The sequence below is a fragment of the Amycolatopsis sp. NPDC051372 genome, from assembly GCF_040682095.1.
GTDB lineage: Bacteria > Actinomycetota > Actinomycetes > Mycobacteriales > Pseudonocardiaceae > Amycolatopsis.
This window is the reverse complement of record NZ_JBFBAF010000012.1, coordinates 55467-78198: the sequence shown is the minus strand read 5'-3', so window position 1 is coordinate 78198 and position 22732 is coordinate 55467. Positions and strand designations below refer to the sequence as shown.

Annotated in this window: 19 protein-coding genes and 3 pseudogenes; 14 read left to right on the top strand and 8 right to left on the bottom strand. The window is 72.0% G+C overall.

Going from position 1 to position 22732, the window contains the following annotated elements; translation table 11 throughout:
- Positions 1 to 89 precede the first annotated feature (89 nt).
- The 8 genes and pseudogenes from AB0M56_RS19620 to AB0M56_RS19585 all read left to right on the top strand — a co-directional run.
- Complete coding sequence (locus AB0M56_RS19620; RefSeq protein ID WP_364177895.1) at positions 90 to 1076, top strand: 2-dehydropantoate 2-reductase; 987 nt, start codon at positions 90 to 92, stop codon at positions 1074 to 1076.
- A 31-nt stretch (positions 1077 to 1107) separates the two neighbouring features.
- On the top strand, positions 1108 to 3045 hold the full coding sequence (locus tag AB0M56_RS19615) for a molybdopterin-dependent oxidoreductase (protein ID WP_364177892.1): 1938 nt from the start codon (positions 1108 to 1110) through the stop codon (positions 3043 to 3045).
- An 11-nt stretch (positions 3046 to 3056) separates the two neighbouring features.
- Positions 3057 to 4838 (top strand): NAD(P)H-dependent oxidoreductase subunit E, encoded by a 1782-nt coding sequence (locus AB0M56_RS19610; protein WP_364177889.1) that lies wholly within the window; start codon positions 3057 to 3059, stop codon positions 4836 to 4838.
- 34 nt (positions 4839 to 4872) lie between these two features.
- Entirely contained in the window at positions 4873 to 5796 is a 924-nt protein-coding gene (locus AB0M56_RS19605) for a 2Fe-2S iron-sulfur cluster-binding protein (RefSeq protein ID WP_364177887.1), read from the top strand.
- Between the two features lie 126 nt (positions 5797 to 5922).
- On the top strand, positions 5923 to 7008 hold the full coding sequence (locus tag AB0M56_RS19600) for an acyl-CoA dehydrogenase family protein (RefSeq protein ID WP_364177884.1): 1086 nt from the start codon (positions 5923 to 5925) through the stop codon (positions 7006 to 7008).
- Between the two features lie 141 nt (positions 7009 to 7149).
- On the top strand, positions 7150 to 7977 hold the full coding sequence (locus AB0M56_RS19595; protein WP_364177881.1) for a TIM barrel protein: 828 nt from the start codon (positions 7150 to 7152) through the stop codon (positions 7975 to 7977).
- On the top strand, positions 7974 to 8852 hold the full coding sequence (locus AB0M56_RS19590) for a 2-hydroxy-3-oxopropionate reductase (protein ID WP_364177878.1): 879 nt from the start codon (positions 7974 to 7976) through the stop codon (positions 8850 to 8852). The genes AB0M56_RS19595 and AB0M56_RS19590 overlap by 4 nt, the downstream gene beginning before the upstream one ends.
- An 86-nt stretch (positions 8853 to 8938) precedes the next feature.
- Positions 8939 to 9139: pseudogene (locus tag AB0M56_RS19585) on the top strand (glyoxylate carboligase); the annotation flags it as partial.
- A 73-nt stretch (positions 9140 to 9212) separates the two neighbouring features.
- Here AB0M56_RS19585 and AB0M56_RS19580 read toward each other — a convergent pair.
- Both AB0M56_RS19580 and AB0M56_RS19575 read right to left on the bottom strand, forming a co-directional pair.
- Positions 9213 to 9901 (bottom strand): annotated as a pseudogene (locus AB0M56_RS19580) (helix-turn-helix transcriptional regulator).
- Between the two features lie 133 nt (positions 9902 to 10034).
- The gene (locus AB0M56_RS19575) at positions 10035 to 10664 is read right to left on the bottom strand and encodes a hypothetical protein (RefSeq protein ID WP_364177875.1); all 630 of its coding nucleotides are present in this window, start codon (positions 10662 to 10664) and stop codon (positions 10035 to 10037) included.
- Between the two features lie 231 nt (positions 10665 to 10895).
- On the opposite strand from AB0M56_RS19575, the pseudogene AB0M56_RS19570 reads away from it, so the two are divergent.
- Positions 10896 to 11115: pseudogene (locus AB0M56_RS19570) on the top strand (helix-turn-helix domain-containing protein); the annotation flags it as partial.
- A gap of 748 nt (positions 11116 to 11863) precedes the next feature.
- On the opposite strand, the gene AB0M56_RS19565 reads toward AB0M56_RS19570, so the two are convergent.
- Positions 11864 to 12118, bottom strand: coding sequence for a hypothetical protein (locus AB0M56_RS19565; protein WP_364177872.1), 255 nt, complete (start codon positions 12116 to 12118; stop codon positions 11864 to 11866).
- A gap of 74 nt (positions 12119 to 12192) precedes the next feature.
- Complete coding sequence (locus AB0M56_RS19560; protein WP_364177869.1) at positions 12193 to 13197, bottom strand: cation diffusion facilitator family transporter; 1005 nt, start codon at positions 13195 to 13197, stop codon at positions 12193 to 12195.
- A gap of 67 nt (positions 13198 to 13264) precedes the next feature.
- On the opposite strand from AB0M56_RS19560, the gene AB0M56_RS19555 reads away from it, so the two are divergent.
- Both AB0M56_RS19555 and AB0M56_RS19550 read left to right on the top strand, forming a co-directional pair.
- Entirely contained in the window at positions 13265 to 13627 is a 363-nt protein-coding gene (locus AB0M56_RS19555) for a metalloregulator ArsR/SmtB family transcription factor (RefSeq protein WP_364177866.1), read from the top strand.
- A 64-nt stretch (positions 13628 to 13691) separates the two neighbouring features.
- The gene (locus AB0M56_RS19550; RefSeq protein ID WP_364177863.1) at positions 13692 to 14189 is read left to right on the top strand and encodes a MarR family transcriptional regulator; all 498 of its coding nucleotides are present in this window, start codon (positions 13692 to 13694) and stop codon (positions 14187 to 14189) included.
- Between the two features lie 1050 nt (positions 14190 to 15239).
- On the opposite strand, the gene AB0M56_RS19545 is transcribed toward AB0M56_RS19550, so the two are convergent.
- Positions 15240 to 15716, bottom strand: a complete 477-nt coding sequence (locus tag AB0M56_RS19545) for a single-stranded DNA-binding protein (RefSeq protein WP_364177860.1) — start codon at positions 15714 to 15716, stop codon at positions 15240 to 15242.
- Between the two features lie 195 nt (positions 15717 to 15911).
- Between AB0M56_RS19545 and AB0M56_RS19540 the strand changes: the two genes are divergently transcribed.
- Positions 15912 to 18146 (top strand): glycoside hydrolase family 15 protein, encoded by a 2235-nt coding sequence (locus tag AB0M56_RS19540; protein WP_364177857.1) that lies wholly within the window; start codon positions 15912 to 15914, stop codon positions 18144 to 18146.
- A 222-nt stretch (positions 18147 to 18368) separates the two neighbouring features.
- Here the strand turns inward: AB0M56_RS19540 and AB0M56_RS19535 are convergent, their stop codons facing one another.
- Complete coding sequence (locus tag AB0M56_RS19535; RefSeq protein WP_364177854.1) at positions 18369 to 19196, bottom strand: SDR family oxidoreductase; 828 nt, start codon at positions 19194 to 19196, stop codon at positions 18369 to 18371.
- 91 nt (positions 19197 to 19287) lie between these two features.
- On the opposite strand from AB0M56_RS19535, the gene AB0M56_RS19530 reads away from it, so the two are divergent.
- Complete coding sequence (locus AB0M56_RS19530; protein WP_364177851.1) at positions 19288 to 20160, top strand: helix-turn-helix transcriptional regulator; 873 nt, start codon at positions 19288 to 19290, stop codon at positions 20158 to 20160.
- On the opposite strand, the gene AB0M56_RS19525 is transcribed toward AB0M56_RS19530, so the two are convergent.
- Positions 20093 to 20962 carry a hypothetical protein gene (locus AB0M56_RS19525; protein WP_364177848.1) on the bottom strand — a complete coding sequence of 290 codons (870 nt, stop codon included), beginning with the start codon at positions 20960 to 20962 and terminating at the stop codon, positions 20093 to 20095. The genes AB0M56_RS19530 and AB0M56_RS19525 overlap by 68 nt on opposite strands.
- Entirely contained in the window at positions 20959 to 21960 is a 1002-nt protein-coding gene (locus tag AB0M56_RS19520) for an SPFH domain-containing protein (RefSeq protein ID WP_364177845.1), read from the bottom strand. The genes AB0M56_RS19525 and AB0M56_RS19520 overlap by 4 nt, the downstream gene beginning before the upstream one ends.
- An 82-nt stretch (positions 21961 to 22042) precedes the next feature.
- Between AB0M56_RS19520 and AB0M56_RS19515 the strand changes: the two genes are divergently transcribed.
- The gene (locus tag AB0M56_RS19515) at positions 22043 to 22729 is read left to right on the top strand and encodes an NUDIX domain-containing protein (protein WP_364177842.1); all 687 of its coding nucleotides are present in this window, start codon (positions 22043 to 22045) and stop codon (positions 22727 to 22729) included.
- Positions 22730 to 22732 lie beyond the last annotated feature (3 nt).

Here is a 22732-nt window from a genome sequence, read left to right as displayed (position 1 = left end):
CGGCGAATTCCATCACCGGATCCTGGTGCCCGGACATTTCTCGGGATACTGTATGCAATCGCTGTGTTCGACCGAGCGGGAGGCACACCATGCGGGTTGCTGTTCTGGGCGCGGGCGCGATCGGCGCCTACGTGGGTGCGGCCATGCACCGAGGCGGCACCGAGGTCCATCTGGTCGCGCGCAAGGCGCACCTCGAGGCGATGCGCGAACACGGAGTGCGGGTGCTCAGTCCCCGCGGAGACTTCACCGCGCGTCCCCACGTCACCGACGACCCGGCCGAGATCGGCCCGGTCGACTTCGTTTTCCTCGGGCTCAAAGCCCATTCCTACCCGAGCAGCGGTGAGCTGCTCGAGCCACTGCTGGGCCCCGACACCGCGCTCGTCGCGGCGCAGAACGGGATCCCGTGGTGGTACTTCCACGGCCTGACCGGACATCCGCTTGAGGGCCACCGGGTCGAGACCGTCGACCCGGACGGCGAGACCAGCCGGGTGATGGCGGTCGAGCGCGCCATCGGGTGCGTCGTCTACTGCTCCACCGTGATCGAGGAGCCGGGCGTGATCCGCCACCTCGAGGGCACGCGGTTCTCCCTGGGCGAGCCGGCGGGCGGGGTCTCACCCCGCTGCGTCGCGCTGTCCGAGGCGATGATCGAGGGCGGCCTCAAGGCGCCCGTCGAGCCCAACCTGCGCGACGACATCTGGGTCAAGCTCATGGGCAACGTCGCCTTCAACCCGTTGAGCGCGCTGACGCGGGCGACGATGGCGCAGATGTGCGAGCACGAAGACACGCGCGGGCTCGTGGCCACGATGATGACCGAGACCCTCGCGATCGCCCGGGCCGCGGGGGCGGATCCCCAGGTCTCCGTGGAGAAGCGGATCGACGGCGCCTGGCGCGTCGGCCACCACAAGACGTCGATGCTGCAGGACCTCGAGGCCGGCAAGCCGCTGGAGATCGACGCCATCATCGGCGCCGTCGTCGAGCTGGCCGAGCTCACCGGGGTGCCCGCACCCGCGCTGCGCCACGTGCACGCGGCCATCGGCCTGCTGAACCGCACGGCCACCGCCGTGCCGGTCGGCTGACACCCATCCCACCACCTCCTGGAGGCAGAAGATGAAGCGCAGGAAGGACACCACGCCGTACGCCCGGCTGACGGAGCCGCTGGTGCGGGACTCCGGTGTGCTGCGGCCGGCGACGTGGGAAGAGGCGCTCGACCGCGCCGCCGCGGGGTTCCGGCGCACACTGGAGACGAAGGGCCCCGAGGCCTTCGGCATGTTCTCCTGCGCGCGGTCCACGAACGAAATGAACTACGTGGCCCAGAAGTTCACCCGCGCGGTGATGGGCACGAACAACGTCGACTCGTGCAACCGGACCTGCCACGCGCCGAGCGTGGCGGGTCTGGCGCGGGTGTTCGACAGCGGCGGCGGCACGTCGTCGTACGCGGAGATCGAAGACTCCGACGTGATCGTGATCTGGGGCGGCAACCCGCGCGAGGCGCACCCGATCTTCTTCCAGCACGTGCTCAAGGCCGTCCACAAGGGAGCGAAGCTCTTCGTGGTGGACCCGCGCCGGACGAGCACGGCGAAGTGGGCGCACCGGCAGCTGCAGCTTGAGGTCGGGACCGACATCCCGCTCGCCAACGCGATCGCGCGGGAGATCATCCACTCCGGACTGGCCAACACCACGTTCATCGAGCGGGCCACGGAGGGCTACGAGGAGTTCGCCGCTTCCGTGGAGCCGTGGACGCTCGAGGTCGCCGAGCAGGTCACGAAGGTGCCGGCCGAGCTCATCAAGGAGCTGGCCCACACCTACGCGCGCGCCGACCGCGGGCAGATGTCGTGGACGCTGGGCATCACCGAGCACCACAACGGCACCGACAACGTGCTGTCGCTGATCAACCTGTCGCTGCTGGCCGGGCAGGTCGGGCGCTACGGCGCCGGGCTGAACCCGTTGCGCGGGCAGAACAACGTGCAGGGCGGCGGCGACATGGGCGCGATCCCGGACCGGATGCCCGGGTTCCAGGACATCCTCGATCCGGCCGTGCGCGCGAAGTTCGACGAGGCGTGGGGCTCGCACATCCCGCCGTACAAGGGCAAGAACCTCACGCAGATGCTCGAGGCGATGGAGGACGGCCTGATCACCTGCGTGTACGTGATCGGGGAGAACCCGGTGCAGTCCGAGGCCGACTGCGAGCACACGATCAAGCGCCTGTCGAACATCGAGCACCTGGTGGTGCAGGACATCTTCCTCACCAAGACCGCGCAGCTCGCCGACGTGGTGCTGCCCGCGTCGGCCGCGTGGTGCGAGAGCGACGGCACCTTCACCAACAGCGAGCGGCGCGTGCAGCGCGTGCGCAAGGCGGTGAACCCGCCGGCCGGCGCGCGCGACGACATCGAGGTGCTCTCGGAGCTCGCCCGTCGTCTCGGGCACGACTGGCACTACAGCGGCGACGACGGCCGTGAGGTGTGGGACGAGCTGCGGTCGCTCTCGCCGATCCACACCGGCATGAGCTACGAGCGTCTCGAGGAGCTCGGCGGCATCCAGTGGCCGTGCTACAGCGAGGACAGACTGGAGCCGTCGTTCCTGCACGCCCGCCTGTGGGCCGAGGACCCGGCCGAGCGCGGCCGGCCGGCGCCGTTCACCGTGCTGCGCCACAGCCCGCCGGTCGACGTGCTCGACGACGAGTTCCCGTTGCGGCTCACCACGGGCCGGCGGCTCGACTCGTACAACACCGGCGTGCAGTCCGGCGGGTTCCCGTCGCCGCGCCGGCGCGGCGAGACGCTCGACCTGTGCTCGGCCGACGCCGCGCAGCTGGGTGTGGTGGAGGACGAAATGGTGCAGGTCTCATCGCGGCGCGGTGCGATCGTCGCGCCGGTGCGGATCGACGAGGGGCTGCGCCCCGGCCTGGCGTTCATGACGTTCCACTTCCCGGACGAGGTCGACGTCAACGTGATCACCATCGAGGCGACGGACCCGGTGGCGGGCACGGCGGAGTACAAGGCCGCGGCGATCCGGGTCGACAAGCTGCCCGCCGACGCGGTCGCGGGCTGAGGGGGGCGGGGATGGATCTCCAGTTCCTCGACGCGAAGGCCACGTTCGAAGAACGCGCGGCCGTCGACGCGCTGCCCGAGGGTGCGGCACGGGATCAGCTGCTGCCGGCGCTGCACGCGGTGAACGACCGCGTGGGCTGGATCAGCCAGGGCGCGCTGAATTACATCTGCGAGAAGCTGCACGTGCCGCCGGCCGACGCGTACGGCGTGGCGAGCTTCTACTCGCTGTTCTCGCTCACCGAACGGCCGGAGCGGGTGGTGCACGTGTGCACCGACCTCGCGTGCCGGGTCAACGGGGCCGACACGGTGTGCGACACGCTCACCGAGCACGTCGGCCCGGCGGGCAAGGCACGCAGCGGGGTCACGTGGCTGCGCAGCCCGTGCCTGGGTGTGTGCGAGAAGGCGCCGGCGGCGCTGGCGTTCGAGGCCGGCGACCCGGCGGGCACCGAGCTGCTCGCGCCCGCCACCGGTGCGGAGGTGGTGCTGGCCGCCGGGCGGTCACCAGCCACGGAGGAGGGCGCCGCGCCGGTGCTGCACCAGACCGACCGGGAGTCGCTCAAGCTGCTGCACCGGATCGGGGCTGTCGACCCGGAAAGCCTCGACGACTACCGCGCCACCGGTGGCTACGCGGCGCTGCGCAACGCGTTGCAGCTCGGCCCGAACGGCGTGATACGCGAGGTCACCGACTCCGGGCTGATGGGCCGCGGCGGCGCCGCGTTCCCGACCGGGCGCAAATGGGAGGGCGCGGCGCGCCAGCCCGCTCTGCCGCACTACCTGGTGTGCAACGCGGACGAGAGCGAGCCCGGCACGTTCAAGGACCGCGTGCTGCTGGAGGGCGACCCGTTCGCGCTGGTCGAGGCGATGACGATCGCCGGGTTCGCGACCGGCGCCACCCTCGGCTACCTGTACCTGCGCGGCGAGTACCCGCGGGCGCGCCGGCTCGTGCAGAACGCGATCGACGTCGCCCGCGAGCGCGGATTCCTCGGCACCGACATCATGGGCCACGAGGGGTTCTCGTTCGACATCGAGATCCGCCGCGGCGCCGGTGCGTACATCTGCGGCGAGGAGACGGCGATCTTCAACTCGATCGAGGGCTTCCGCGGGGAGCCCCGGTCGAAGCCGCCGTTCCCGACCGAGCAGGGCCTGTTCGGCAAGCCGACGGTGGTGAACAACGTCGAGACGCTGGTCAACGTACCGCTGATCCTCACCGCCGGCCATGCGGCGTATCGGGAGATCGGCACGGAGAAATCGGCCGGGCCCAAGCTGTTCTGCCTGTCGGGCAACGTGCGCAAGCCCGGCGTGTACGAGGTCCCGTTCGGCACCACGCTGCGTGAGCTGATGGAGCTGGCCGGGGGAGTGCCGGAAGGCCGTGAGCTGCGGGCAGTGCTGCTGGGCGGCGCCGCCGGCGGGTTCGTGCGGCCCGACGAGCTCGACCTGCCGCTGACGATGGAGGACGCGCGGGCCGCCGGCACCACGCTCGGCTCCGGCGTCGTGCTGGCGCTGGACGACCAGGCCGACCTCGGCGGGTTTCTGCTGCGCATCGCGTCCTTCTTCCGCGACGAGTCGTGCGGGCAGTGCGTGCCCTGCCGGATCGGGACGGTCCGGCAGGAGGAGGCGGTGAGCCGCATCGTGGGCGGGCGCAAGCTGAGCACCGGTGCGGACGATCTGGCGTTGCTGCGGGAGGTCGGGCAGGTGATGCGGGACTCGTCGATCTGCGGATTGGGGCAGACGGCGTGGAACGCGATCGAGTCGGCCGTCGAGCGGCTGGGTGCGTTGAACGGAGCGGAGTCATGACCACCGACGACACACTCTTTACCGTGGAGGAGCCATGACGATCGTCGAACTGGGGCTGCCGAAGCGCCTCGTGGAGTTCACTGTGGACGGTCAGACCGTCAGTGTGCCCGAGGGCGCCACGATTCTCGACGCGTGCTCGGCAGTGGGGAAAGAGATCCCCACGCTGTGCTACGGCGACACCCTCAAACCCGCCAACGCGTGCCGCGTGTGCATGGTGGAGGTCGAGGGCTCGCGGACCCTGGTGCCGTCGTGCTCGCGCAAGGCCGAGCCGGGCATGGTCGTGCACACGGATTCCGAGCGCACTCGGACGAGTCGCAAGGTCGTGTTGGAGCTGCTCGGGTCGGCGACCGACCTGTCGACCACTCCCGGCGTCGCCGAGTGGATGGCGGAGGCGGGCGCCGACCCCGAGCGGTTCGGCCCGCCGGCGCCGCCTTCCGACGATCGCGACGACGCGCTGCCGGGCGAGCACGAGCCCGTCGACGGCCTCACCGCGGCCACCGTGCGTCAGCCGGTCAAGGTGGACAACGCGCTCTACGTGCGCGATTACGGCAAGTGCATCCTGTGCTACAAATGCGTGGACGCCTGCGGAGACCAGTGGCAGAACTCGTTCGCGATCTCGGTGGCCGGGCGCGGGTTCGGTGCGCGGATCTCCACGGAGTTCTCGACGCCGCTGCCCGACAGCGCGTGTGTCTACTGTGGAAACTGCGTCGAGGTCTGTCCCACGGGCGCGCTGAGCTTCAAGGCCGAGCACGACAAACGCGAGGCCGGCACCTGGGACGAGTCCCGGCAGACGGAAACCACGACCGTGTGCACGTTCTGCGGAGTCGGCTGCAACCTCACCCTCCACGTGCAGGACAACGAGATCGTGAAGGTCACCAGCCCGCACGACAGCTCCGTGACCCACGGAAACCTCTGCATCAAGGGCCGCTTCGGCTGGCAGCACGTGCAGAACACCTGAGGGCGGTCCCGGACCGCCTTCCCACGGACCCGCCGTCTCCCGTCCCGGCCACCTTCACCGCGGACGTGCGGGACGGCGGGTCCCGCGCGCTCTTTTCCTCGCGGCAAACCCCGAACGAAGGGGGCAATGGTGCCTTCTGTCGAAGAAATCTCCCGAATCGTGGCCGCCACCGTCGCGCCGGCCGCGGCCGAAGCCGACCGGCTCGCGCGGTTCCCGCGAGCGGCGGTGGCCGCCTTGAGCCGCAAGGGTGTGCTCGCGATGACGGCGTCGCGGCGCCTCGGCGGCGGTGGCCACGGGCTGGCGGAAGCCGCGCGGGTGGTCGAGGTGGTGGCGCGTTCGTGCGCGAGCACGGCCACGGTGCTGCGTTCGCACTTCGCGGCCGTCGCGGTGCTGGAGGTGCACGCCGACCAATCCGTGCGCGCAGACCTCGCCGCGGGCCGCCACCTCAGCACGCTGGCGCTGTCCGACGCGGCGCAGGGCAGCCGGCTGCTCGCACCCGACGGCGTGGCCAGTGCCCACGGCGGGGTCGTCGACCTGGCGGGCCGGAAGGCGGGTGTGATCGCGGCGGGCGAGGCCGACAGCTACGTGTGGTCGACCCGGCCGGCGAGCGGCCGGGGCGCCGCGACGCTGTGGTTCGTGCCCGGTCACGCGCCGGGCTTGTTCGTGCCCGCTTCGGGCGGCGGCCTGGGGTTGCGGGCGTCCGCGGCTACCACGGTGTGCGCGGATCCCGTACAGCTGCCCGAAAACACGGTCCTCGGGCGCGACGGCGACGGCGCCGAGGTGGTGCTGGATCTGGCGTTGCCGTGGTTCCTCGGCCTCGGTGCGGCCGTTGCGCTGGGGCTCGCGGAGGTCGCGATCGAGCGGGTCGCCGCGGGTGGTACCGGCGCGGCGCGGGTGGAGTCGGCCCGGATGCGCCTGCGGGCTTCGGCCGTGCGGGTGCTGGCCGCTGACGCGTTCGCGACGTACAGCTGGGACCCCGTCCACGCGCTGGCGAAGTTCTTCCACCTCTGGCTGTCCGCGGGGGAAGCCGTCACGGCCATCACCGAGGCGGCCCTGCGGCTGTCCTCGGCCTACCCCGGCGACGCAGTGCTGGAACGGTGCTTCCGCGACGCACGGGCGCACTGCGCGCTGGAGCCGACCGTCGACACCGTGGTGGACCTCGCGGCCGGCGCCGACTGTGGCGCGGTGGCGGAACTGCACTCCGCCCTCTAACCGCATGCTTCTCACCGCGTGCGCTCTGCCCCGTGGCCGTTGACCGCGTGCCCGCCAGGCGGCATACTCTCGATATGCGGAAGAAAGCTTCCGTGATGCGAAATGAAGAGGTCCGAGCAATCCGATGAGCCGAGGTATCCGATGACCGGTCCCGCCGGGGCGCGGCACTCGCTGCCCTACACCGCCAACCTGTCGATCCTGTTCACCGAGCTCCCGCTGCTCGAGCGCGCGCAGGCCGCTCGGGCAGCGGGCTTCACCGCGGTCGAGTACTGGTGGCCGTTCGACAGTGCCGACCCGCGGCCGGTCGAGGTCGAGAAGTTCGTGCGCTCCATCGAGCAGGCCGGCGTGCGGCTGACCGGGCTCAACCTGTTCGCCGGCGACATGGCCGCGGGCGAGCGCGGGCTCGTGTCGTGGGTCGGGCGCGAGGCCGAGTTCGCGGTGAGCCTGACGATCGCGATCGGGATCGCGGACCGGCTCGGCTGCCGCAGCTTCAACGCGCTGTACGGCAACCGGCTCGACGGCGTCGCACCGTCCGAACAGGACGCGCTGGCGCTGGAGCACCTGGCCACGGCCGCGGAGGCGGCGGGCAAGATCGGGGCACAGATCGTGCTCGAGCCGCTGTCGGGCACGCCGGCGTACCCACTGAAGACGGCGGCCGACGCGGTCGCGGTGGCCGACCGGCTGGGGCTGGACAACGTGCTGCTGCTCGCGGACCTCTACCACCTGGCGGTGAACGGCGACGACCTCGACTCCGTGATCGCCGGGTACACCCCGCGCACCGGGCACGTGCAGATCGCCGATGCGCCGGGCCGGCACCAGCCGGGCACGGGGGAGCTGGACCTCGAGGGGCACCTGGAAAAGCTGGAGGCGGCGGGCTACCGCGGGCACGTGGGGATCGAGTACAAACCGGAGGGTCCCACGCTCGCGTCGCTGGCCTGGCTGCCGGAAGAGCGAAGGGGAGACAAATGAGCAAGGTGGGATTCATCGGCCTGGGCGTGATGGGCACGCCCATGGCCGCGCACCTGGCCGGTGCGGGACACGACGTGAGCGGTTTCGACCTGAGCGCCGACGCGCTGGCGAAGCTGACCGCCGCGGGCGGGCGCGCGGCGTCCGACGTGGCCGACGCGGTGGCCGAGGCGGACGTGGTCGTCACGATGCTGCCCGACCACCCGCAGGTCGAGCAGGTGGTGCTGGCGGCGGGCGGGGTGCTCGACGTCGCCAAGCCGGGCACGTTGCTGGCCGACATGAGCACCATCCGCCCGGAGACGTCGATCGCCGTCGCGAAGGCCGGTGGTGCCAAGGGGATCCGGGTGCTCGACGCGCCGGTCTCCGGGGGCCAGGCGGGCGCGGAGCAGGCCGCACTGTCCATCATGGTCGGTGGCGAGACCGGGGACTTCGAGGCGGCCAAGCCGATCTTCGAGGTGCTCGGCAAGACGATCGTCCACGTGGGACCCCACGGCGCGGGCCAAGTCGTGAAGGCGGCCAACCAGCTCGTGGTCGGCGGCATCTACGGGCTGGTCGCCGAGGCGATCGTGCTGCTGGAGGCGTCCGGGGTGGACGCCGGCACCGGGCTCGACGTGCTGGCGGGCGGGCTCGCCGGGAGCCGCATCCTGGAGCTCAAGCGCAAGTCGATGGTCGCGCGGCAGTTCCAGCCGGGCTTCCGGATCGACCTGCACCACAAGGACATGGGCATCGCGCTCGCGGCCGCGCGCCAGGCCGACGTCGCCCTGCCGCTGACCGGGCTGGTCGCCCAGCTCGTGGCCGCGGGGCGCGCCATGGGCCACGGCTCGCTGGACCACTCGGCGCTGCTGAAGGTCGTCGAAGAGCTCTCCGGGCGCGACTGACGAGGAGAGCAGACGACGGCCCGAGTCCCCGCCAGACAAGCGGCCGTCGACGTGCTCGCCGATGAGGGTGTGACCTTCGGCTTCCCGGCACGGACAACGTGAAGATCATGGAGGCCTACGGCTGCTCCGGCACGCACGTGGCCGGCAGGGGCGAGGTCCGGTCGTCGCTGGAGTTGGCGCGCAAGGAAGCCGGGCGCACGCGCCGGCCGGTGCTCGTCGAGATCATGATCGAGCGCGAGGCCAACTGGGCGATGGGTGCGGCGCTCGGGGCGGTGAATTCGTTCGAGAGCGCGAGCTGGGTTTCTGCCGCGGGCGGGTCCGGGTGTGCGGGACCCGCCCGCGGCAGTGCTTTCTTGCTTTCTACTTGCTGTCGACGAGGCCGGCCAGCGACGCGAGCGTTTCGGCGTGGCGGCTGCCCGGGGCGGCGTGGAAGACCACCAGCGACAATGCGTCGGGGCCGGGGAGGGTGAGCTTGTCGCTGTGCAGGTCGAGGGGGCCGGCGGCCGGGTGGCGGAAGCGGGCGAGGTGGCCGGTGCGGGGCTTGACGTCGTGGCGGGACCACAGTTCGCGGAAGCGCTCGCTCTTCGCGGAGAGCTCGGTGACGAGTTCGGTGGCGGCGGGGTCGCCGACGTCGTGGCCGAGTGAGGCGCGCAGGCCGCCCACGCCGTCGGCCGTCATTTCGTCCCAGTCGACGCGGAAGTCTGCTCGGCGGGGTCGAGGAACACTTCGCGCAGGAGGTTGTGGCCGGCCGCGTAGTGGGGCGAGAGGGCGGTGGCGACGGCGTTGGCGGCGCGGACGTTGGTGAGGCGGTCCTGCACGTACGCGGGCGTGGCCGGCCAGGTGCCGATCAGCTCGGCAATGCTGGGCGGCACCACCGGCGGCGGCCCCACGGCCGTGGCGGGCGCGGGGGCGGTGAGGCTGTGGAGGTGGTTCGTGGCGTCGTCGTCGAGGCCCAGCACGCGGGCCAGCGCGTCGAGGGCCTGCGCAGACGGGTTCTGGTCGCGGCCCTGCTCGAGGCGCATGTAGTAGTCGCTGCTGATCCCGGCCACCAGTGCCAGCTCCTCGCGGCGCAGGCCGCGCACACGCCGCCGCCCGCCGGCGGGCAGGCCGACGTCTTCGGGCGACACGAGCTGGCGCCGCGCCCGGAGTTAGTCGCCGAGGAGGTTGTCCACGCCCGACAGTCTACGAGAGCGCGGCCAGGAGTCCGAAGTAGACGGCGCCGCCCACCACCGCGCCCACGAAGACGCCGCTGGTCACCTCGGCCGTCGTGTGGTCACCCAGCTCCACGCGCGACCACGCGACCCACAGCACGAACGGCACCAGCAGGAGCAGCCACGGCCCGTACACCCACACGAGCATCACCGTCGCGCCCGCGGCGACCTCGGCGTGGATGGAGATCTTGAACTTCAGCCCGAACGTGATCGCCACCGCCACCACAAGGCAAGCCAGCTCGGTCGCCGTCAGCGCGACCAGTTCCTCAGGCGCCCCACCGACGATCAGCACCACGAACCCGGTCGCCAGCGAGGCCAGGCACACCGCCAATGGCACCACCCGACCCGCCCTGTTGGTCACGTGGTGCGAGTCCCACTTCCCGCGCCGCGCCCCCCGCACTATGACGGCCATGGGAATCAGCGACCCCGTGACGCCCACGACGAGCCCCCACAGAACCGTCGCCCCGACCCGGTGGCCGGTCACCTCCCACGCCACCGCGAGCGGCAACCCCAGCACCCACACCCACGGCGCCAGCACCTCCGTCGCGACGCGCGCCGCGCCCCGCCGAACCCCACCAGACGCCGAGGCGGTCGAGGACATCGGTCTCCTTGCGTTGGGGGAAACCGCGGGTTTCGCGGAGAGCTTCGAGATTCTACGGCGTTCCGCGTTGGCCTTTGCCGCCGCGCGTCCCCGGTGTGCACGGCCGCGCTCAGGGGTTCGGAGAGTGCTGTTCAGGGTCTGTCGAATAGCTCAGCCATTGCTGTACTGGTCGGCACACACTGAGCCGTGAAACCAGCCCACGCGCGAGTCGGCCGCGCCCTGGCAGACCCGATGCGGTGCCGCATCCTCGTCGCCCTCCTGGACGGTGTGGCGTTTCCGGCGCGCTTGGCCGAGACGCTCGGGTTGAGCAGGCCAACGTCTCCACCACCTGTCCTGCCTGCGCGGCTGCGGCCTCGTCCTCGCCACCTCAGAGGGCCGCCAGCTCCGCTACACGCCGGCCGACCCACACCTGCCCCACGCCCTCTCCGTACTGACACAGGTCGCCGTCGCCCGGACAGCCGAGTTCGCGGATGAGGAAGTGCCTGCCGCGGAGTTCGCCCGATTGCTCCCGAGCCGCTGCAGGCGCCGGCGGCTGTCGAGGAGAGTCGGGTGCGATTCGGCCGGTCTTCCGCTGTGCCGGAGGCTTCAGCCAACCGGCAACGCCTGGCTGGGGCCGGTTGTGTGGGCGGCGACCTGCTCGGCACGGAGGCGGCGTGATCAGTCACGAGGCACGGGTCGAACCCGCGGCTGCCGACGAGTGCTGCGGCGGCGCCGGCTGCTGTGCGCACGAACCGGCGCCCTCGGGCGATCGGCGTCGAGCGTCGGCGGTGTCGAGCGTCGGCGGTGTCGAGCGACGGCGGTGCCGGGCGTCGGCGGTGCCGGGCGTCGGCGGTGCCGGGCGATCGGCGTCGGGCGTCGGCGGTGCCCGGGGGAGTGGCGACGCGTATTGGCTCGGAGGGTGCGGCGGCCGGTGGCCGGTGAGAATCGCGCACAACGTGGTCGAGGCCGTGCTCGCGCTGGTCGCGGGGGAGGCAGTGGGCTCGGGTGCGCTGATGGCGTTCGGGCTGGGATTCAGTGGTGGTGTCCGCGTCGGCGGTGCCGATCCTGTCGGCGCGCAGCGCAGGGCCGGCCGCGAGCCCGGCGCCGCGAGCGCCGTGGCCGACTCCAAGCCGACCCTGCTGTGCCTTGCGCGCTGCGCGTTCAAGCCGACCCTGCTGTGCCTTTGCACGCTGCGCGTACAAGAAGACCCTGCTGTGCCCTTACCTCTCGGCGGTGTTGCCGGCCGGGCTGCTGCTCAACACGCTGTCCGGCTGGTACTGGGCCGATGCGGTCGTCGCGCTGGTCATCGCGGTGGCCGCGGTGCGGGAGGGCCGCGAGGCCTGGCGCGGGGAGCGCTGCTGTTGAGTGTGCGCCAGCCCGCGGTCGCGGCCGAGCCACCACTGCAACCCCCGCAGCACCACCGCGAACGCGATGAACACGCCCACCAGCAGCACCGAACCGTCGAGATCACTCACCGCACGCCTTCTTCCCACGCGTCACCCTGACGAACCCCAGCGTGCGGCGGCATGTCCCGGCTCGCCTCCGGCGCTCACGCTTCCTTGACGCCCGCGGGAACGACGTTGACGTCACGCGCCGGGTGCGCGTGGATCAACGCCCGTGCGAGCCGCGGCAAGGCTGTCGCCATGTGCTGCTCGGCGGCGTGCGCGATGCGGTGTGCCTCGGCGAGCGTGCGGCCCGGGTCGACCGACACCTCCGCCTCGGCCGCGAGGGTGTGGCCGATCCAGCGCAGCCGGATCGCGTCGACGCCCAGCACGCCGGGCGTCTCGGCGAGCGCGTGCTCGGCGTCGTCCACCAGATGCGGGTCGACTGCGTCGAGCAGCCGGCCGAACACCTCGCGCGCGGCGTCGCGCAGCACCAGCACGATCGCCACCGTGATGAGCAGGCCCACCACCGGATCGGCCCATGTCCAGCCGGCGAGCGCCCCGCCCGCCGCGAGCACCACGGCGAGGCTTGCGAACCCGTCGGTCCGCGCGTGGAGCCCGTCCGCGACGAGCGCCGCCGACCCGATCCGCCGCCCGACGCGGATGCGGAAGCGCGCGACGAGCTCGTTGCCCACGAAACCGATCACGCCGGCGAGCGCCACCCACCCGGCGCCCGTCATCGGGCGCGGGTTCAGCAGGCGGTCGATCGCCTCGTAGCCCGCGAGCACCGCGGACCCGGCCATCACCACCAGGATCACCAGGCCGGCGAGATCTTCCGCGCGCCCGAGCCCGTGCGTGAAGCGGCGCGTCGCCTGCCTCCGCGCGAGCAAGAACGCGACGGCGAGCGGCACGGCGGTCAGCGCGTCGGCGAAGTTGTGCAACGTGTCGCCGAGCAGTGCGACCGACCCGGTGAACCCGACCACCACGAGCTGGGCGACCGCCGTCGCCAGCAGCCCGGCGAACGACAGCCACAACGCGCGCATCCCGGAGCGGCTCGCCTCGAGCGTGTCGTCGACGAGCTCCGCCGACTCGTGGTTGTGCGGTTTCAGGGCGTGCTTGAGCCGGCCCCAGTGCCCGTGGCCGTGCCCATGCCCGTGTCCTGCGCTTTTCATGTCCGGAACGGTAGCAGAACGAATGAAGATGTGTTCATGTCTCCTGCGGTGTTCTAGTCTCCTTTCCATGGGACACGGGGTCGAAGGGCGACGCCGCCCCGCGGGACCGCTCGACGCGACCACCGCGGCCGCGGTGGCCACCACGCTGCAGGCGCTCGCGACCCCGAGCCGCCTGCTGATCCTCAGCGCGCTGCGCGAGCAGCCCCTCGCGGTCGGGGACCTCGTGGCCGCGGTCGGGATGGAGCAGTCGGCCGTGTCGCACCAGCTGCGGCTGCTGCGCAACCTCGGGCTGGTCGTGGGCACCCGCAACGGCCGCAGCATCGTCTACAGCCTGCACGACAACCACGTCGCCCAGCTGCTCGACGAAGCCGTCTACCACAGCGAACACCTGCGGCTCGGGGTCGCGGACCGCGCGGGGGAAGCCGGGTAGTCGAGCCGGCGTCGGGGTGTGTCTCGGGCGGTGGGCGCTCCCTTCGTTCGCCTAGACTTCGGGTGTGAGTGAGTCTTGCGATGCCATCGACGAGGTCATCGCGCAGTGGCGGCAGGAACGGCCGGACCTGGACCTGTCCGCCATGGACGTGTTCGGCCGGCTCGCCCAGCTGACCCGGCTGGTCGAGTCCGCAGTGGAGCGCGTGTTCACCGAGCACGGCCTGCGCCCCGGCGAGTTCGACGTGCTCGCCGCGCTGCGCCGAACGGGCCCGCCCTACACGCTCACCCCCTCCGAGCTCTCGGCCGCGCTGATGACCTCCCGCGCCGGCATGACCAACCGCCTCGACCGCCTGGAGGCAGAGGGTTATGTCGAGCGCAGCCTCGACCCGGCCGACCGCCGCAGCTTCCGCATCACCCTCACCCCCGCCGGCCGCGACGTCATCGACGCGACCCTCACCGACCACGCGGCGGGTCTCGCGAAACTCCTTTCCTCGGCCACCAGTCCGGACGACGCGGCGACGCTGAGCCGCATCCTCAAGGCCATGCTCGCGGAACTCGGCTGACACCTGGCGGACGACAGCCTGAATCGTCCTGTGTGGACGGACCCGGCGACGACGAATCTCGGCCACCGGCGGCGGCGGCGGTGGTGGGGCGACTGCCGCCACTGGCCGCAGCGCGGCCGCGATAACCGGCACGGCGTTCCGACACGGCGGCCACCGGGCAGGCTCGACCGCCGAACCGACGGCGCTGATGGCCGGCCGGGCCATCCCGCGCGGACTGAACGGTAACGACAATGCGGGCCACCTCGACTGCAGTGGACCGAGTGCCGCCAGTTGGCCGCCGCGCCTTCGCGACGGCCGACAGTGCGCTCCGGCGCGCGCCACTGGCCGGAGTGGGGTGCTGAGGCTGGGTGCCTCGGCGCCAAGCTGTGTCGCTGCTGTTCCGCGACGGCCGGTGGTGTGGTCTGGCTCGCGTCATCGGTCGGGGCGGGGTGCTGAGTCTGGCTGCCTCAGTACCAAAGCGGCGTCGCTGGTGTCCCGCGTCGGCGAGCGGCGCGGTCCGGTCCGCCTCCACCCCACTGGCCGGGGCGGGATGCTGAGGCTGGCTGCCTCAGCACCAATCGGCGTCACTACCGGTTCGCGGCGGCCGGCGGCGCGCTCCGGTTCGCCCCCATGGTCGAGGCGACGTGCTGAGGCTGGCAACCCCAGCGCCGAACGCGCGTAGACGCGTTTGATCCGAGACGGCCGGTGGTGCGCTCGAGTCCGCCCCGCCAGCGGTCAGGGCGGAGCACCGGGGCCGGCTTACTCTTCATAGCGGCGTCGCGGGTGGTGCGGGACGTCCGGTGGTGCACTCCGGATTCGCCCCGCCGGTCGGGGTGTGATGCCGGGGCTGGCTGCCTCAGCGCCAAAGTGGCGTCGTCGCAACTGATCCGCAGTATCCGCACGCCGCGGCGGGCCCTGTCCTCCGTACAGGGATCGTGTGGTTACAGATCCTCCGTCCAGCCGCGCGGCACTGCGGCGGCGAAGCCTTCATCGTCGCTCGCCCGATGCCACCGCGCGCGGCAACGGCACCCTGATCGAGTCGCGCGCTTCACCGTGCGCCGGCAGGCAAAGTCAGAACGGCGGATCCCCCGCACCCGCCGCGACCGGCATCGGGGCGGCTGGGGACCACGGGCTGTTGGAGCCGGCCGAACTCTCCGGGGAACCACCAGCGGGCGGGCCGGAACGGTTGGCGCGGTTGACTTTCGCCGTGGCGTAGCGCAGGGAGGGGCCGATTTCGTCGACCTGGAGTTCCACGACGGTGCGGCGCTCGCCTTCCTTGGTGTCGTAGGAGCGTTGGGTGAGGCGGCCCTGGACGATGACGCGCGCGCCGCGGGTGAGGGATTCCGCGGCGTTTTCCGCGGGCTGACGCCAGAGCGCGCAGCGTAAGAAGAGGGCTTCGCCGTCTTTCCATTCGCCGGAGGCGCGATCGAAGGTGCGCGGGGTGGACGCGACGGTGAAGTTGGCGACTGCGGCGCCGGACGGGGTGAAGCGCAGCTCCGGGTCGGACGTGAGGTTGCCGACGATGGTGACGACCGTGTCTCCGGCCATGGTGTTCTCCTCGGGTTCCGGCGGCACCCCGGGGTGAGGGCCGCTTCCGGGATTCAGGAGACCATCCGGGTACGACAGTTTCTCCGACCGTGGCCGTCACCCCATTAGGTGGTGTGCCGGAACCCTTCCTTCGGCCGTGGCCGGATCGGCGCCACCACGGCACGATGGGCGGCCGAGGCTGCGGAGAGGGAGCGGATGAGGAGCTGGAAGAAGGCGCGCGCGGGAGTGCTGGCGCTGGCGGTGGTGGCGAGCACCGTGGCAACCACAGCGGCAACCACTGCGGCAACCCCCGCGAGTGGCACCGCGACCGACTGCTGCGGTGGCCCCTCGTCCTGGACCACCGGGGACAAGTCCGCTCTCGGCACCTCGGCGACGACGCAGAGCCCCGTCTGGTTCACCGTCGCGAACGGCGTGACGTCCGAGGTCTTCTACCCGCGCTTGGACGTCCCCGAGACGCAGGACATGCAGTACGTGATCACCGACGGATCCTCCTTCGTCGACCTCGAACGCGACGCCACGAACCACGTCGTCTCGATGCCCGACGAGAAGTCCCTCGAATACACCGTCACCAACACCGCGAAGAGCGGCCGCTACCGCATCACGACCACGTATGTCACCGACCCGGCCCGCGCGACGCTCGTGACCCGCACCCGGTTCCAGTCGCGCGACGGTGGCACGTATCGGCTTTACCTGCTCGCCAACCCGTCCATGGCGGGTGGCGCGGGCGGGGACATCGCGTCGTGGGACGGCAGCGGCCTCGTGGCGAGTGGCACGGAGAACCTCTTCGGCACGACGACCACCGTCGTGTCCTCGCTGCGGGTGTCGACCGGGTTTTCCGCGCACGACAACGGATACTCCGGTGCCGCCAGCGACTGTCTCGTCGACCTGCGCGCCGACCGCACGCTGGACAACGGGTTCGACTCCGTCTCCGGCGCCGGCAACGTCGTCCAGTGTGGACAGATCCCGGTCGCCGCGGACACGACCTTCACCGCCGCCCTCGGGTACGGCTCGAGCGCACAAGCCGCGACGAGTGCGGCGACCGGTTCACTGGCCGCCGGGTTCGGCTCGCTGGAATCCGGCTACCGCACGGGCTGGAACTCCTACGTCGGCAGCCTCAAGCCCGCGCCCGCCAGCGTCGCGGGGGATCAGCAGCGGCGCCGCGCGTATTACGTCGCCGCGATGGCGTTGCACGCGGCCGAGGACAAGACGTTCCGCGGGGCCGGCGTGGCCGGGCTCGCGACGCCGTGGGGCGACGTCGTCAACGGCGACAGCCTCGGCGACGGTTACCACCGCGTGTGGGGCCGCGACCTCTACCAACAGGCCACCGGTCTCCTGGCCGCCGGTGACACCGCGCAGCCGAAACGCATGGCGCAGTTCCTGTGGGGCTCGCAGTGGATCGGCTCGCCGACCGCCGGCGACGGCACGACGTACCCGGCCGGCGCCTTCCCGCGCTACAGCCCCGTGAGCGGCGTCGCCGGCGCCAGTGCCCAGCAGCTCGGGTGTTGCGAGCAGCTCGACCAGGACGCCGACGCGATCGTGCTCGCCTGGCTGACCGGTCTCACCGACGCCGCCACGTACGCGAAGGTCAAGGTCACCGCCGAGCACCTGCGCACGAGCGGTCCCGCCACGACCGAACGCTGGGAAGAGCAGTACGGCCGGTCGCCCTCGTCGATCGCCGCGGAGATCGCGGGACTCGTGACGGCCGGCGCGATCGCCCGCGCGAACGGCGACACCGCGAGCGCCACCACGTGGGAGTCCACAGCGGACTCATGGGGGGCGTCGCTCGACTCGTGGACCGTGACGACGTCCGGTTTCTGGGGCGGCCACACGTACTACGAACGGCTCGACAAGGGCACCGACCCCGACGACGGCGGCCAGATCTGCTTCGACGAAGGCTGTTTCTACGAGCACGACGTGGTCGACTTCGGCTTCCTCGATCTCGTGCGGCTCGGCGTGCGCGCGCCGGCCGACCCGACGATCGCCGCCTCGATCGCTCCGACGGCCGCCGCGTCGGACGGCAACGCGCCGATGCAGGTGACCCTGCCCGACGGGGACGTCTACTTCCACCGCTACCCGCACGACAACTACGGCGAAAGCACCTCCGCCTGCACCGGCTGGCCCGCCGGCGGCCCGCAACGCTTCGGGCGGCTGTGGCCCGTGCTGTCCGGCGAACGCGGCGAGTACGAGCTCGCCAACGGCCGCTCGGCCGCGCTCTACCTCAAGTCCATGGCCGACGCCGCCAACGACGGCTACTTCATCCCCGAGCAGGTGTGGGACCGCTCCAGTGGCTGCTTCGCCCTCGGCCGCCCGACGGGCAGCGCCGCACCGCTGATGTGGGCCGAAGGCCAGTACCTGCGCCTGGCGCAGAGCATGGACGCGGGCCACAACCTCGACACGCCTTCGGTGGTGAAGGACCGCTACGGCAACTGAGGCCCGCCTGATGAGGCGGTGGCTCGTGCGCGCAGCTCGCAGGAGGTGACGCGGAGCATCGTGCGCAAGCCCGGCTTTGGCCGTTGATGCGCGCCCGCACCCGACCGGCGGCGGAGGTCCGGCAAAACGCGGCCGGCGTCGAGCGTTGCGGGCCGGCAACACGTCACGCGTCTCCGGTGGTGAAGCACCAGCACAGCGCGTGTGGCGGTCGCACTGGAATGCCTACAGGTCCGTCGAGAACGCCACGCTCTTCTGCTCCCGCACCTCCGCCAGCCGTGCTTCCAGGGCGTTCGTGATCGCCGTCCAGGCGTCGCTGCCCAGGACCAGGCGGCGGGGCGCCGGGGTCTGGTCCACGGTGGCGATCATGGCCGCCGCCATGCGGGAGGGGTCGCCGATGGCGAGGCTGGTGCGTTCCTCCAGGACCTGGCGAATGCGGGACGCCGGGGACACGGCGTAGGCGTCGATCTTGGGTGCCAGCCTGGAGTTGCCGTAGCGGAACTCGGTGCGGGCGCCGCCCGGTTCGACAAGGGTGACGCCGATTCCGAAGGGCGCGACTTCGTCGGCGAGGGCGTCGGCGAAGCCTTCGATGCCCCACTTCGTCGCGTGGTAGAGGGAGCCGCCCGGCCAGGCGACCTGGCCGCCGACCGAGGAGAGCTGCAGGACGCGGCCGCCGCCGTCGGCGCGGAGGTGGGGCAAGGCGGCGCGGACGAGCTGGATGGAGCCCAGCAGGTTGGTGTCGAGCTGGTGGCGCACCTGCTCGTCGGTGAGCTCCTCGGCGGCGCCCATGAGGCCGTAGCCGGCGTTGCTGACCACGACGTCCAGGCGCCCGAAGTGGGCATGCGCGGCGTCGACGACCGGGCGGATGGCACCGGTGTCGGTCATCTCCAGCAGAGAGACTTGGAACGCGGCGCCGTAAGACTCGACGAGGTCGGCCACCGAGTCGAGGCGGCGGACGGTGCCCGCGACACGGTCGCCGGCGGAAAGCAGCTGTTCGGCGAGGTGCCGGCCGAAGCCGGTGCTCACGCCCGTGATGAACCAGGTTCGTGTCATGTCTTCAGCCTGGGCCGCGGTTGCGCGGCCAACCAGACTCCGATGACAGGGGTGCCGGCAGGGCCACCTTCGGCGAATTATCGTGGGGGACATGGCGGGAAACGTGATCGGCGAGTACCTGCGCGCGCGGCGCGAGCAGGTGCGGCCGGAGGACGTCGGGATCACCGTGAACGGCCACCGGCGCGTGCCGGGTCTGCGGCGTGACGAGCTGGCGATGCTCGCGGGCATCAGCACGGAGTACTACACGCGGCTGGAGCAGGGCCGGGATCGCCACCCGTCGGCGCAGGTGCTCGACGCCGTGGCGCGTGGGCTCCACCTCGACCGCGAGGCCACCGCGTACCTGCACGACCTCGCCGACCCCGCGCCGCGCCGTCGCCGCGCTCCGGAGAGCCACGAGCACGTCAGGTCCAGCGTCGCGCGGCTGATCGCGTCGTGGGAGCTGACGCCGGCGTACGTGCAGGGCCGCCACCTCGACGTCCTCGCCGCCAACGCGATCGCCGCCGCGTTGTCGCCCGTGTACACGCCGGGCACGAACCTATTGCGCGCTGTTCTCCTCGACCCCGCCGCGCAGGAGTTCTTCACCGGGTGGGAAAGGCGGGTGGGCGGTCTCGTCGCGAGCTTGCGCGCCGCCGGCGACCCGGATGATCCGCGGCTGGCCGGGCTGGTCGCGGAGCTGTCGGAGGAGAGCGAGCTGTTCCGCAGCCTCTGGCCCCGCCACGACGTGCGTCCGCAGCCGGGCGGCGGGACCCACCACCTGTACCACCTGCGGGTCGGCGAGCTGGAGCTGCAGTACGACAAGTTCGCGGTCAGCGGCGCCGAAGACCAGCTGATGGTGATCTACCACGCCGAACCCGGCACGCGGTCGGCCGAGGCTCTCCGGAAGCTGTCGGAGGGCCTCAGCGGACGAGGTGGAACGACTGAGCCGCAGGGGCGAACGTCACCGACTGCCCGCGTGTCACGGTGACCGCGTCGTTCTCGAGGCCGTCGCCGAACGCGGTGAGGTGATCGGACTCGACGTCGATCGTCAGCGCCGAAGTCGTGAGCTCGCCCTCGGTGAGCGAGGTCCCGGTCGTGGGGGAGGGCCACGCTTCCCGGACGAACCACACGAGCCGGCGTTCGTCGACGGCCGGCAGGCGCAGCGGGCTGTGCCGTTCCTGCCAGACCGACCGGCACCAGCCCGTGGCACCGGTGCCGGTGCCGACCAGCAGGCCCGACGACGCCTGCCGCTCGGGGCCGAGGCGGTAGCGCGCGGTCTGGTGGCTCGGGTGGCCGAGGTAGATCTCGTTGAGCGCCAAGAGCTTCTGGCCGTCGTCGGCGGTCAGCTCGACCATCGTGCGGGGCTCGACGGAGTCCAGCGAGCGCAGCAGGTCCGCCGTGGCCGCGGCCGGGTGGCGCACCAGGACGCCCGGCTCACCGGGCGTGACGCCGACGACAGGCTGGCCTGCCAGGTACTTCGCGACGTTCGCGACCAGCCCGTCCTGCCCGACGACGAGCACCACGTCCTCCGGCGTGAACAGGAAGCGCGACAGGTCCGCTCGCTCGACGCTGCCGCGGCGCCAGTCGAGGGGAATGGCGGCCGACACCGCGGTCAATGTCCGCCGCAGCGCCGCGTCCTGCGCCACCAGGTCACCCAGGGAGCGGTCGTCGAGCGAACGGCCGCGCGTGGCCAGGAAGAACTCCGCCTGGCCGAGCGTGCCGTGGCGGGCGAGCAGCTCGTCGAGCTCGGTGCGCCGGTGCACCACCACGGCCCGCGGGGCGAGGCTCACGACCCGATCCCCAGCCGGGCCAGCAGCGGTGTGAGCAGGTCGGGCGTGAGCACGAGGCTGTCGATCTTCGGCAGGTTCGCCGCCAGCTCCTTCACAGCCAACGCCCGCAGCACCGGCTCCGGCAGGTCGCGGTACGCGGCCAGCCGCGCGGCCTCGCCGGCCGCCTCCGCTTCGCCGAGCGTGCGCGTGGCTTCGGCCTTCACCTGCGCCAGCCGCGTGTCCCGGCTCGCGCGCGCCTCGGTCTCGATGTGGTCGGCCGCCGCGGCTTCTTCGGCCTGACGCCGGGCGTTGGCGCCTCGCTGGGCGAGCAGCTGCTCCTCGCGCCGGGCGAGCTCGATCTTGTTCTGCAGCTCGTTCTCGCCGATCGCGCGCTCGCGTTCCACGGCCAGCGCGCGCCGCTCGTAGGTCGCGCGATCGGCTTCCTGCTGCACCTTCTCTCTCGCGGTCGTCTGCAGCGCCTTCTCGACCTCCGGCTCGGCGCGGATCGCGACGACGCGTACGTCGAGCACGGCCGAACCCGTCTGCGCGAGCCGCGTGTCCTCCTCGGCCAGCCCCGCGCGGATGCGGTCGCGCACGGCGCCGACACCGTCCACAAGGGCCTCCGCGAGCTGCGTGCGGGTGAGCACGTCGAGGGCGTACTGCTGCACGTTCTCCGTGAGCAGCCCGCTGATCTGCGCCAGCGGGTCGCCGCGCCAGCGGCCCGTATCCGGGTCGACGGAGAAGTCGAGGCGCTGGGCGGCGAGCGCCGGGTCGACCACGCGGAACGTGAGGGCGAGCTGCACCGTCACGTCCTGGAAGTCGGCCGTGCGCGCGTGGAAGAGCAACGGCAGCTCGCGGTCGTCCACCGGGATCTCCGACAGGGCCGCGGCCAGCGGCCGGTACCAGAACGACAGCCCGGTGCCGTCGTGCACGAGCTTGCCGCCGCGCAGGTGCCGGATGTGCGCGGTCGGCACACCGCGCAGGTGCCGGAACCCGAACCGGCGCTTGATGTCCACCATGGGGCCTCCTTATCGTCGCCGTGACGATATGGGCCCGACGGTCTTTTCGTCAAGCTGACGATTACGGTGTAGTGTGCGACACATGGAGGAGTTCCCGCCCAGCGCGGTCACCGTGGACCTCGTCGTGCTCACGATCACGGGGGAGCAGCTCTGCGTGCTGTTGGTGCGGCGGGGGATCGAGCCCTTCCGCGATGCCTGGGCGCTGCCCGGCGGCTTCGTCCTCGCCGACGAGGACCTCGACGCCGCGGCGCGGCGCGAGCTGGCGGAGGAGACGGGCCTGGCCGCCGGCACCGTCCACATCGAACAGCTCGCGGGCTACGGCGACCCGGGCCGCGACCCGCGGCTGCGCGTGGTGACCATCGCCTACCTGGCGCTCGCGCCCGACTTGCCGGTGCCGCAGGCCGGCACGGACGCGGCGGAGGCGCGCTGGACCCCCGTCGCGAGCCTCGACCCGGCGACGCTCGCCTTCGACCACGCGAAGATCTTCACCGACGGCCTCGAACGGGCTCGCGCGAAACTCGAGTACACCCCGCTCGCCGCGGCGTTCTGCCCGCCCGAGTTCACGGTCGCCGAGCTGCGCCGCGTCTACGAGCTGGTGTGGGACGCGCGGCTGGACCCGCGCAACTTCCACCGCAAGGTCACAGGCGCCGAAGGGCTCCTCGAACCCGTCGGCACCACCACGACTCGCGACGGCGGCCGCCCCGCCCGGCTGTACCGGAGGGGGCCGGCCGAGCTGCTGTCGCCGCCGATGCTGCGCACCCGCGGTTGAGGT